9 protein-coding genes are annotated in these 10,785 nt (G+C 65.3%); 2 read left to right on the top strand and 7 right to left on the bottom strand.

Annotated features, from left to right (window positions below):
* Nucleotides 1–127: 127 nt before the first annotated feature.
* From ACFPPB_RS19805 to ACFPPB_RS19820, 4 genes are all read right to left on the bottom strand, one after another.
* The gene (locus tag ACFPPB_RS19805; protein ID WP_377330305.1) at nt 128–424 is read right to left on the bottom strand and encodes a hypothetical protein; all 297 of its coding nucleotides are present in this window, start codon (nt 422–424) and stop codon (nt 128–130) included.
* Nucleotides 425–899: 475 nt separating this feature from the next.
* Nucleotides 900–1,520: a hypothetical protein gene (locus ACFPPB_RS19810; RefSeq protein ID WP_377330306.1), complete on the bottom strand. Its 621-nt coding sequence runs from the start codon at nt 1,518–1,520 to the stop codon at nt 900–902.
* A 196-nt stretch (nt 1,521–1,716) separates the two neighbouring features.
* A complete protein-coding gene (gene queF, locus ACFPPB_RS19815; RefSeq protein ID WP_377330320.1) occupies nt 1,717–2,541 on the bottom strand; it encodes an NADPH-dependent 7-cyano-7-deazaguanine reductase QueF in 825 nt (274 codons plus the stop codon).
* Nucleotides 2,542–2,693: 152 nt separating this feature from the next.
* Nucleotides 2,694–3,686, bottom strand: coding sequence for an aldo/keto reductase (locus ACFPPB_RS19820; RefSeq protein WP_377330308.1), 993 nt, complete (start codon nt 3,684–3,686; stop codon nt 2,694–2,696).
* Nucleotides 3,687–3,789: 103 nt separating this feature from the next.
* Between ACFPPB_RS19820 and ACFPPB_RS19825 the strand changes: the two genes are divergently transcribed.
* Entirely contained in the window at nt 3,790–4,689 is a 900-nt protein-coding gene (locus ACFPPB_RS19825) for a LysR family transcriptional regulator (RefSeq protein ID WP_377330310.1), read from the top strand.
* A gap of 162 nt (nt 4,690–4,851) precedes the next feature.
* Here the strand turns inward: ACFPPB_RS19825 and ACFPPB_RS19830 are convergent, their stop codons facing one another.
* Complete coding sequence (locus ACFPPB_RS19830; protein WP_377330312.1) at nt 4,852–5,604, bottom strand: glutathione S-transferase family protein; 753 nt, start codon at nt 5,602–5,604, stop codon at nt 4,852–4,854.
* Between the two features lie 216 nt (nt 5,605–5,820).
* Here ACFPPB_RS19830 and ACFPPB_RS19835 point away from each other — a divergent pair, with 216 nt between their 5' ends.
* Entirely contained in the window at nt 5,821–8,166 is a 2,346-nt protein-coding gene (locus tag ACFPPB_RS19835; protein ID WP_377330314.1) for a S9 family peptidase, read from the top strand.
* 141 nt (nt 8,167–8,307) lie between these two features.
* Here the strand turns inward: ACFPPB_RS19835 and ACFPPB_RS19840 are convergent, their stop codons facing one another.
* Complete coding sequence (locus ACFPPB_RS19840) at nt 8,308–10,131, bottom strand: M56 family metallopeptidase (RefSeq protein ID WP_377330316.1); 1,824 nt, start codon at nt 10,129–10,131, stop codon at nt 8,308–8,310.
* A 1-nt stretch (nt 10,132) separates the two neighbouring features.
* Nucleotides 10,133–10,519 (bottom strand): BlaI/MecI/CopY family transcriptional regulator, encoded by a 387-nt coding sequence (locus ACFPPB_RS19845; RefSeq protein ID WP_377330318.1) that lies wholly within the window; start codon nt 10,517–10,519, stop codon nt 10,133–10,135.
* Nucleotides 10,520–10,785 lie beyond the last annotated feature (266 nt).

Consider the following 10,785-nt stretch of genomic DNA (forward strand, 5'->3'; position numbering starts at 1 on the left):
GCCTGCAGACTCGTGCCGACTCCCAAATCCATCGCCTTCCTGCCCATGCTTACGCTCCAGATTGTCCGGATGCGTAGTGCAGCGGTTACGAACTGCTTGGGGAAGGTGTGGTGGGCGGACGCTTACGTTACAATTCCGTCCATTGCAATGCTCTTTCAATGCCTATGCTCGCAGCCCCAATCCACCGAGCGAACTCGAGCAGATTGACGCTGCCGCTGGCGGCCAGGGCGAACTCCATGGGTTCCTGAGAAGTCCAAAACGCCTGAACAGTGGGTAGATTCGCTGCAGGGCTAGCGTCATAGATTGCTGTGGACTTCCAGTCATAAATTGCCAAGGTATTACCGGCACTATTCTCAAAAACATAAGTTCCCGACACTTTGCCATCCCTGGTGGCCCCGGATGGTGGGCCGAACCGTTCGGTCAAGTGCCTCGGCACGACGCGTATTGCACCCCGTAACGTCAGGCCCGTCGCGTGCCGATTGGACGAAAGCTTGAACCCTTCGGCATCTTCTTTAATTGCGGCACGCTGTTTTGGGTTCTCGGGCGTCGCGACTTCCTCCGTCGATTAGGAAGGTTGCAAAGTGTACCCACGCCGTATTATGGCCTGCGACAGTTTGGGGTAGGCAAGGTTGCTGGAGGCCGCGGCGGAGTACTTACGCCACGTCCTGCCGGGGTCGGGGTGCCACCTGCTTCGCCCGCGTTGTCACTTTATGCGACTTCGGATCACTCAAATTTTGACAAAATGGTCGGTCTTCGGACGCTTTAAGCCTCCCGGAAGCGACAGTTTTTGGAAATTTGTCCACTCCGATGCTTGACAACGAGTCAGTGGACGGCCGCTTCGCCGCCATGAGAAAAGGCGCCCCGCGGGGCGCCTTTTCTTAGTTGCCGCAGCTGACCGGTCAGCTTTTCTTGATGTCGAAATCCTGCTTGGTCACCGGTTTGCCGTCCAGCGAAATCTCGACCTGGTATTTGCCTTCGGGCCACAGGTCGGGGTTCTGGACCTTGAACGTGGTGACGGCGGGGCCATCGGTGGCGATCGACTGGCTGATGTTGCTGACCAGCTGGCCCTGGCCCTCCAGATAGCTCCATTTGGCGTTGAGCGTGGCGCCGCCGCTGCGGCCTTCGGTCATCACGCTGGCATAGATCATCTTGTTGTCGGGGGCGAAACTGCTGCTGGAGCGAGTCACCTCATGCTGCGCGTTCACGTTGTTGCCGAGAGTCACTTTGGCCACTGTCAGCGGCATCTCCGCCGGCGCAGTGGCGATCGGCGCGGCAGTGGGCGTCACGCTGGCCGAAGTGCTGCTATGGGCCGGCGCGGTGCTGGTTGGGGCAGGTGCTGCCGTGCCGCTTGTGGCGGGCGCGCTCGTGGCGGGGGCCGGCGCGGGAGTCTTGGCAGCGGAGCTGGCCGCAGGCGGTGTGCTGGCCGGCGGGGCCGGTTCGTTCTTGCCGCAGGCGCTGAGCAACAGCAGGCCGGCGAGACTGGCGCTGTATAAGGCGGTGGTACGGATGGAACGTGTCATGGTGAGCTCCGGGTCGATGACGTGGCGGGTACCGCTCCATGGCTGTTGCCGCAGCGCCGTCCGGGCACCTTGGTCAGAACGCAGATGCTAGCGCCGCCGATCTGAAGCGTGGATTACCGGGGAGCGCGGCGTCGACTGAACTTTCACGTGGCCATGACGCGCAGGTAAAGTCATACGTCGTTCGGAACCCAGACGCTCACTGGCGAACCGTCCGCAAGTTGTCCGGCGTGGCCGGCCTGCTGCTGCGGAACGGGTTGATATCCAGTCCGCCGCGGCGGGTGTAGCGGGCGTACACGCTCAATTGCTGCGGCGCGCAGCGCTGCAGCAGGTCGACGAAGATGCGCTCCACGCATTGCTCGTGGAACTCGTTGTGCTCGCGGAATGAAACCAGGTAGCGCAGCAGGCCGGCGTGGTCGATCGGTGCGCCCCGATATGCGATCTGCACGCTGCCCCAGTCCGGCTGGCCGGTGACCGGGCAGTTCGAGCGCAACAAATGCGACACCACGGTTTCCGCCACCGGGGTGGCGGCGATATCCGCTTGCAGAAAATCGGCTTCCGGCGGACCGTAGTGGTCGATCTCGATATCCTGGCGGTCGAGCAGATAGCCGTCCAGATCGGTGACCGGCAGAGATGCGGCATCCGCTTCGCTGAGTTGAACGCCGATGACTGCACCGGCTGCGGCGGACAGGTCGTGCATCAGTGTGGTCGTCAGCGTGGCGGCGTCGGCGATGCGCTCCTGCGCAAAACTATTCAAATACAGCTTGAACGATTTCGATTCGATGATGTTCGGCGACGCTGCCGGCACGCGGAACTCCGCCAGCGCCACCACCGGCTTGCCGTGCGGATCGAGCCACGACAATTCGTAGGCGTTCCAGATATCGACGCCGTGGAACGGTAGCGGTTCGGCCACGCCGATTTCCGCGCGCTTGTCGGCACGGGGGATGGGAAACAGCAGGGACCGGTTGTAGCGGTCGGCGTAGATGGTGTCCTTGCCGAGCGGAGATTGTTCGGGGGTGTTCATGTCGCGCATTTTAGCCGCTTCTTCGAAGCGCCCCGAGGTTTGCGTAGGAGCCCGCTGGCGGGCGATGCTTTTGTTTTGATTTTTCCTATCCGATCATCAAAACAACAGCATCGCCCGCCAGCGGGCTCCTACGCAGACGATGAGGCTGGGCGCTACGCGTTGACCATGTGCATCCCCGCGGGGGCATAACGCGCGCCGGCGGCCGCGTCGGGTGGAAACACCGCGTCGATCGCCGCGAGCTCGGCAGCGCTGAGCCGCACATCCAGTGCACCGAGATTCTCGTCCAGCCGCGAGCGGCGCTTTGTGCCTGGAATCGCCAGCGCGCCGTCGCCCTGCGCCAGCACCCAGGCCAGCGCCAGCTGCGCGGGCGAGCAGCCCTTGTCGGCGGCCAGCGCTTTCACCTGTTCGACCAGCTGCAGGTTGCGGGCGAAGTTGTCGCCCATGAAGCGCGGGTTGGTGCGGCGGTAGTCGTCGGCGTCGAAGTCGTCCGGCGAGCGGATCGCGCCGGTGAGGAAGCCCCGGCCCAGCGGCGAGTAGGCGACCAGGCTGACGCCGAGCTTGCGGCAGGCGGCGAGCATGCCGTTCGTTTGCGGGTCGCGCGTCCACAGCGAGAACTCGCTTTGCAACGCGGCGATCGGGTGCACCTTGCACGCACGCTCCAGCGTGGCGCCGGAGGCCTCGCTCAGGCCGAGGTAGCGCACCTTGCCGGCGGCAACCAGTTCGGCCATCGCACCGACGGTCTCCTCGATCGGCACGCCCGGATCGACGCGATGCTGGTAGTACAGGTCGATGGTGTCGATGCCTAGCCGCCGCAGGCTGGCGTCGCAGGCCGCGCGCACGTATTCGGGGCGGCCGTTGACGCCGCGCGCCTGCGGGTCGTCCGGATCGCGCACGATGCCGAACTTGGTGGCGATGAAGGCCTGCTGGCGACGGCCCCTGATCGCCTTGCCCACCAGCACCTCGTTGGTGTGCGGGCCGTACATGTCGGCGGTGTCGAGCAGATTGAGGCCGCGATCCAGCGCGTGGTGCATGGTGGCGATCGATTCGGCGTCGTCGTGCTGGCCGTAGAACGCGCTCATGCCCATGCAGCCGAGGCCGAGGGCGGAGACGGCCGGGCCGTTGTGGCCGAGAGTGCGGGTCTGCATGGTGGTCGCTCCGGTAGGTGAAGGTGGTGCATGGTGCGCCGCGACGGCAAGCGGATAAATACTCAATAATTGGCATCACCATTTCAGAATCGACAACAATGCCATGGATCGACTCGAAGCCATGCGGCTGTATACGCGAATCGTCGAGCTGGGCAGCTTCACAGCCGCGGCGGACGACCTGAACCTGCCGCGCGCCACCGTCACCCACGCGATCAAGCGGCTGGAGGCGCGGCTGGGTGCACAGCTGCTGCAGCGGACCACCCGGCGCGTCAGCACCACGCGCGACGGCGAAACCTACTACGGCCATTGCGTGCGCCTGCTGGCCGACATGGATGAGGTAGAAACGGATTTCCGCGAGGCCGCAGTGCACCCGAAAGGGCGCTTGCGCATCGACCTGTCGGCCGCGCTGGCGCGGCTGCTGGTGATCCCGGCGCTACCTGCGTTCTGCTCGCGCTTTCCGCAGATCGAGCTGGACATCGGCACCGGCGATCGTTTCGTCGATCTGGTGCGCGAAGGCGTCGACTGCGCGGTGCGGGTAGGCGAGCCTGGCGACATCGGCATGGTCGGCCGGCGCGTAGCCACCTTGCAGCAGGTCACCGTGGCCAGCGCCGACTACCTGCGCCGGCGTGGCCGGCCCGACTCGCTGGCTGCGCTGCATGATGGTCATCTAGCGGTGAACTGGTCCTCGCCGACCACCCGCCGCGCCGAACCGCTGGAGTTCATGGTGGGACGCCGGCGACGCCAGGTGAGCCTGCCCGGGCGGATCACGGTGAGCGGTGCCGATGCCTATCTCGGCTGCTGCATCGCCGGCCTCGGCATCGCGCAGTTCTCGCGTTACCGGATCGAGCGTGAGCTGGCTCGCGGCACGATGGTCGAGCTGCTGCCGACCACGCCACCGCCGTCGCTGCCGATGACCGTGCTGTACCCACCGCAGCGGCAGATGCCGGCGCGGCTGCGCGTGTTCATCGACTGGCTGGTGGAGTTGACCGCGGATCAACGGTGAGGCCGCCGGGCCGGGCCGGACCGCTGTGGTGTAGGAGCGCGCTTGCGCGCGATGCTCTTCGGCACGCTACGTAAGAGCATCGTGCGCAAGCGCGCTCCTACAAAGGTAGGTGGGAGAGCATCGCGCGCGAGCGCGCTCCCACACGCCGGTGGGAGGGAATGTTTATGACTCGCGGGGTAGGAAGTGCCGCGGCGCGCTGGTTCCCAGCGTGTCGCTGGTCAGCGGGGCGCCGGCGCTGACCAGTGCGCCACGCTGCTCGGCCAGCGGCAGGCGCAGCATGCAATCCTCGTAGCGGGCGAGTTTCTGGAACACCGGCAGCGCCTGTACCTGCGCGACGAGTGCGGCACTGCGCGGCCAGCGTGCCGCATCGATCGTGTAGCGCACGAACGAGGCGGTGCGGAAGAAGCTGGCGATGCTGATGTCGGCGATCGACAGCGGGCCGAACAGGAAGCCATCGTCCGGCAGCTGGTTTTCCAGGTAGTCGAGCGCGGCGGGAATCTCCACTTCGCGTGCCTGCTGCACCACCGCTTCGTCGGTGCTTTCGCCGAAGATGTGGCGCCTGATCGCCTGCTGATAGAACAGCTTCCAGATCAGCCCGCTGGCCAGTCGCGTATCGGCGTATTCCTCCAGCCAGCGTGCCTGCGCGCGGTCGGCGATATCGGCCGGATACAGCGCCGGCGTGGGGTGGCGGTCGTCCAGGTATTGGCAGATCACCGAGGAATCGTTCAGCACGAAGCGGTCGTCGATCAGCACTGGGATGCGGCGCAGCGGACTGAGTCGGGAGAATTCGTCGTTGCCGACGAATGGCGCGATCGGATCGATCTCGTAGTCGAGCCTCTTCAGCTCCAGGCACACCAGCACTTTGCGCACATACGGCGAAATGTAATTGCCGATGACTCTGAGACGCTGCGGCATGACGGTCACTCCGCGGGGCAGGAGCCGCAGCGTGCGATGGCTGACGCAGACGCGTCAAGCCACCGCAGGCGTAGATTGCCGCAAATCGCCAGGCGGCATGACGACATGGACCTTTGGCACAGGGAGGGCGGCGCAATATCGCGCTAGCATCGGGCGATTTATGCGTCGGTGCGACCGTCAGCGGTCGTGCCCCCAGGTTCTCGTGGAGGTCAGTACATGTATCTGGTGATCGGCAAGTCGCGTCTGTTCGGCGCCATGATGTTGGGCCTGCTGTCGACGGCCGTGGCCGCGCAAGGGCGTACCCTGGGGACGGAAGACTACGCGCGCGCGGAGCGCTTCGCCTTCTACAACACCACGCCGCTGGTCGATCACGCGGTGCAGAAGGTGAGCTGGCTGGACGATGGCCATTTCTGGTATCGCGACCACGACAGCAACGGCGACCATTTCGTGCAGATGGACGCGGCCAGCGGCAAGGTCACGCCGCTGTTCGATCAGGTCGAGCTCGCCGCCGCGCTGGGCAAGGTGACCGGCAAGCCGGTCGACGCGAAGAAACTGCCGATCACCGACTATAGCGTGATGCCGGATGGCCGCATCAACGTTGCGATCAGGGAAGCTCATTACCTGTGCAACCTGCAAGCCGCCGTCACCTGCGTGGCCGGCAGCGGCGCGAAGACGGATGGCAAGGCGGACCATGGCCACGAACCCGGCGTGCTGTCACCGGACAAGAAAAGCGAAGCGTTCATCCGCAACTGGAACCTGTGGCTGCGCGATGTCGCTACCGGCAAGGAAACGCAGCTCACCACCGACGGCGTGGAGAACTTCGGCTACGCCACCGACAACGCGGGCTGGAAGCACACCGACAGTGCGATCCTGGTGTGGTCGCCGGATTCGAAACAGATCGCCACGTTCCAGCAGGATCAGCGCAAGACCGGCGACATATACATGGTCAGCACCAACGTCGGTCATCCGAAGCTGGAAGCGTGGAAGTATCCGCTGGTCGGCGACAAGGACGTGACGATGATCGAGCGCGTCATCATCGACGTGCCGAGTCATCGGGTGATGCGCCTGAAGATGCCGGCGGATCAGCATCGCTCCACCTTGTGCGACGACGTCAGCTGCGGCCCGGACGGCGGCTGGGACGACGTGAAATGGGCGCCGGACGGCAAGACGCTGGCCTTCGTTTCCACCTCGCGCGACCACAAGCACGAATGGTTCCGCATCGCCGATGCGAAGAGCGGCGCGGTGCGCACCGTGTTCGAGGAAAGCGTCAAGACCTACTACGAAAGCGGCAACGGGCAGGTCAACTGGTTCTACCTGCCGGAAAGCCACGAGGTGATCTGGTTCTCCGAGCGCACCAACTGGGGCCAGCTGTACCTGTACGACCTGAACAGCGGCAAGCTCAAGCACGCCATCACCACCGGCGAAGGCAACGTGACCGAGGTGCTGAAGGTGGATCCGAAGACGCGCACGCTGTGGTTCCGCGGCGTGGGTCGCGAGCCGGGCGTGAATCCCTATTACCAGCAGTTCTACAAGGTCGGCCTCGATGGCGGCAAGCCGACCCTGCTGACGCCGGAGCCGGCCGATCACACGGTGGCGCTGTCGCCGGATGGACGTTTGTTCGTCGATGCGTATTCCACCCCCACGGTGCCGCCGGTGACCGTGCTGCGCAGTGCGCAGGATGGGCGAACCGTGGCGCAGGTGGCCAAGGCCGACATCAGCCGGCTGGTCGCCGGCGGCTGGGTGCCGCCGACGCCGATCGTGGTGAAGGCGCGCGACGGCAAGACCGATCTGTACGGCATGCTGTTCAAGCCGACGAATTTCGACGCATCGAAGAAATACCCGATTGTCGACTACGTCTATCCCGGCCCGCAGACCGGCTCGGTGCGCGGGCGCAGCTTCCTGCCGTCGCGCGGCGACAACCAGTCGCTGGCCGAGCTGGGTTTCATCGTGGTGGCGATCGACGGCATGGGTACGCCGTGGCGTTCCAAGGCATTCCACGACGCCTATTTCGGCAATATCGGCGACAACACGCTGCCCGACCAGATTGCCGGTCTGAAGGAACTGGGCAAGCGCTATCCGTGGATCGATCTGGATCGCGTCGGCATCTGGGGCCATTCCGGCGGCGGCAACACCACCGCCGACGCGATGTTCCGCTACCCCGATTTCTTCAAGGTCGGCTGGGCCGAGAGCGGCAACCACGACAACCGCAACTACGAGGACGACTGGGCCGAGAAGTGGCAGGGCCTGCTGGTGACCCGCAAGGACGGCAGCACCAACTACGACGACCAGGCCAACTGGCGCATGGCGAAGAGCCTCAAGGGCCACCTGATGCTGACCCACGGCACCATGGACGACAACGTGCCGACCTCGAGCACCTTGCTGGTGGTCGATGCGTTGATCAAGGCCAACAAGGATTTCGACCTGCTGCTGATTCCCAACGCACACCACGGTTATGGCAGGGCCACGCCGTACGTGACCCGCCGGCGCTGGGATTACTTCGTGCGCAATCTCGCCGGCGATACGCCGCCGAAGGAATACGCGATGAAGGTGCCGAAGGACTGAGATGCATCCGCTCGGAAGATCGGGGTGCTCGGACCCCCGAGCGTGATGCAGGCAGCGGGTTCGTCCGATCCCGCGAGCATCCCGGGTACGCGACAAAAAAGGTCAGGTCAGGCGTCACCAGCCGACCGGGACATCCGCTGGTCAGCGGGGACTGACGGCTTGCGCGACGCCCTTGGCCAGCGCCTCGTCGAGCAGTTTGCCGATCTGCTGGTTGGCCAGCGCAGTAGCCTGCTCCTGGCGTTTGCCGAGAGCCTCCTGCCGGGCGCCAAGTGATTCCTGCTGTTTGCCCAGTGCTTCCTGCTGCTGCCCAAGAGCATCCTGTTGCCGGCCGAGTTCGTCTTCGCGGGTCTGCAGCGCGGCCTCCCTGGTTTCGAGCTCCACCCGGCGCTTGTCGTCGTGGGCTTGTCCGCTGAGCGCGGCCTGCTCGCTGGCCAGTTTTGCCTGCTGGCTGGCGAGCTGCCCCTGCTGCGATCCCAGCGCCCCCTGGCGAGCACCTAGCCCGCCCTGCAAGCCGCCGAGCCGGCCCTGTGCGCCACCCAATGTGCCTTGTTGTCTGCCCAGCGCGGACACCGGGGCATAGATCGCCCTGGCGCGCTGGATGTAGTTCGCATCGCGGATCAGATAAGCCTTGTCGCCACGGCGGAACCACAGCATCGGCATGTTGGCCTTGCTCAGTTGCTCCACGGTATTGAGATCGCTCTGCGAACCGCTGATGGTGACGGCGTCAGCGTCGATCAGGGCAAAGCCTTCGCGGGCGTTCGAATGAGTATCGATCTCGACGTGCCGCGCCGAAAAGCGGTTTCCGAGATGCGGCGGCGGAGGGGGCGGCGGTGGCGGAGTAGGAGGAACCGGCGGTGGAGGTGGCAACGGAGCTGGGGGAAGCGGCGGCGGTGGCGTCAGCGCGGAAACGTCGGGGCTCGCGTGTGTGGTTGCCGCTGTCTGTGGCGCGCTCGCCGTGACGCGATAGGGAAGCACGCCGGCCAGCACGATCAGGACGATCAATGGCCATGCGCGCATGCGCTGCCGGAACGGGTTGTCGGACTGCTGCAACATGGTCAGTCGCCTCTTCAGGTTATGGAACGACGGCGAAGCTCCGGCCAGGCCGGAATGCATCGGGTGGGCAACGCCCAGGCGCAGCAGCAGATAGCCGTAGGCCTGCGGCATCGTGCCGGTCTGTTGCAGCACCTGCGCATCGCAAGCGGCTTCGCGGCTCAGCGCGTACTCACGCATCGCCCACGCCACCAGTGGATGAAAGAAGAACAGCCGCTGCGCGATGGCGGGGACCCAGCCCAGCCACAGATCGCCGCGACGCAGATGCGCCAGCTCGTGAGCCATCGCCATCGCCGATTCGCCCGGCGTGAGTCGCTGCCCAGCCGGCAGCAGCACGACCGGGTGCCACAGACCGGTGATCTGCGGCGAGCCGATCGCGGCGGAAACACGCAGCTCCGGCTGATGGCGCAGGCCCAGCTTTTTCACTTGTTCCGCGCACACGATTCTCAGCGAGTCATCGGTCGACGGGTCCGAGTCGCGCAGCACGCTGCGCGCGCCGTGCCACTGCCTGCCTGCAATGAGCAGTTGCACGAGCACGCCCGCCAGCCACAGCGAAATCAGGATCAGCCGCCAGTGCGCATGCCACGCGGCAGGCGTCGGCCGGGCCGGTACGGACGCCAAGTGGATCACGGGCGCGGCATCAGCGATGGCCACCGGCAAGACGGCAGAGTCTGGCGCAACGGTCGCGACCTGCGCGGCCGGAGCCGGCATGCGCAGTTGCAGCGGCGAGCTCCAGCACAGCCCTAGGATCAGCTGCAGGCTCACCAGCCACCACAGCGTGCAGCGCAACGCGGACGGCAGTTGCGGCAGCAGGCGGCCGATCAGCCAGACGGCGCCGATCAGCAATACGGCCTGGGCGGAGGTCCAGGCCAGCCGGACAAGCAAGGTATCGAGCAGCATGGTCAGCGCGGCCATCTCACGACTCCTTGCGTCGAGTCTGCAGCTGCGCGACCAGCGCCTCGAGCTCGGCCAGTTCCGTGTCGCTGACTTCGGCACGCTCCGACATCCAGGCCACGAACGGCGAGACCGAACCGCTCAGCGTCTTTTCGACGAAGCTGCCCACGGCGCTGCGCATCGCCTCTTTCGGCCCGGTCGCCGTGCTGTAGCGGAACATGCCGCGCAGCTGCCGGCGTTTCAGATAACCCTTGCCGCGCAGGCGTTCCATCATGGTCAGTACGGTGGAGCGGGCCAGGCCCCGCGGCTCGCCGAAACCGCTGGCCACCTCGCCGACGGAGGCGCCGCCGTGTTCGGCCAGATAATGAAGGAGCGCCAGCTCCTGATCGCCGATGGAAGGTCTGGACATGGTCGGGACATCCGATGACTACAGGTGTAGCTACGATACGCCTTGACTACAACTGTAGTCAATACGTCGTCGGCGGCCCCGGGCCCGCTTCGGCTGTCGGTGGTTTTCTCACCCCCGTGTTGAAGGGATCAGAGCAGAGTTAAGGATGCTCTGATCAATTCTACGTAGGCGTCACCGTGACTGTCTGTTCGCAGGCCACAGGGCCGTCGGCGAGGGCAGACTGGCCGTCTGTCGAGACGGCGGACCGAAGGCATGCGGACAGACAG

The sequence above is a fragment of the Rhodanobacter terrae genome, from assembly GCF_042657005.1.
Classification (GTDB): Bacteria; Pseudomonadota; Gammaproteobacteria; order Xanthomonadales; family Rhodanobacteraceae; genus Rhodanobacter; species Rhodanobacter terrae.

Bases quoted from the DNA above. Each gene is read 5' to 3' on its own strand.
- ACFPPB_RS19825 (WP_377330310.1), top strand. From the start codon at position 3,790: ATGGATCGACTCGAAGCCATGCGGCTGTATACGCGAATCGTCGAGCTG.
- ACFPPB_RS19830 (WP_377330312.1), bottom strand. From the start codon at position 5,604: ATGCCGCAGCGTCTCAGAGTCATCGGCAATTACATTTCGCCGTATGTG.
- ACFPPB_RS19835 (WP_377330314.1), top strand. From the start codon at position 5,821: ATGTATCTGGTGATCGGCAAGTCGCGTCTGTTCGGCGCCATGATGTTG.
- queF (WP_377330320.1), bottom strand. From the start codon at position 2,541: ATGAACACCCCCGAACAATCTCCGCTCGGCAAGGACACCATCTACGCC.
- ACFPPB_RS19840 (WP_377330316.1), bottom strand. From the start codon at position 10,131: ATGGCCGCGCTGACCATGCTGCTCGATACCTTGCTTGTCCGGCTGGCC.
- ACFPPB_RS19820 (WP_377330308.1), bottom strand. From the start codon at position 3,686: ATGCAGACCCGCACTCTCGGCCACAACGGCCCGGCCGTCTCCGCCCTC.
- ACFPPB_RS19810 (WP_377330306.1), bottom strand. From the start codon at position 1,520: ATGACACGTTCCATCCGTACCACCGCCTTATACAGCGCCAGTCTCGCC.
- ACFPPB_RS19845 (WP_377330318.1), bottom strand. From the start codon at position 10,519: ATGTCCAGACCTTCCATCGGCGATCAGGAGCTGGCGCTCCTTCATTAT.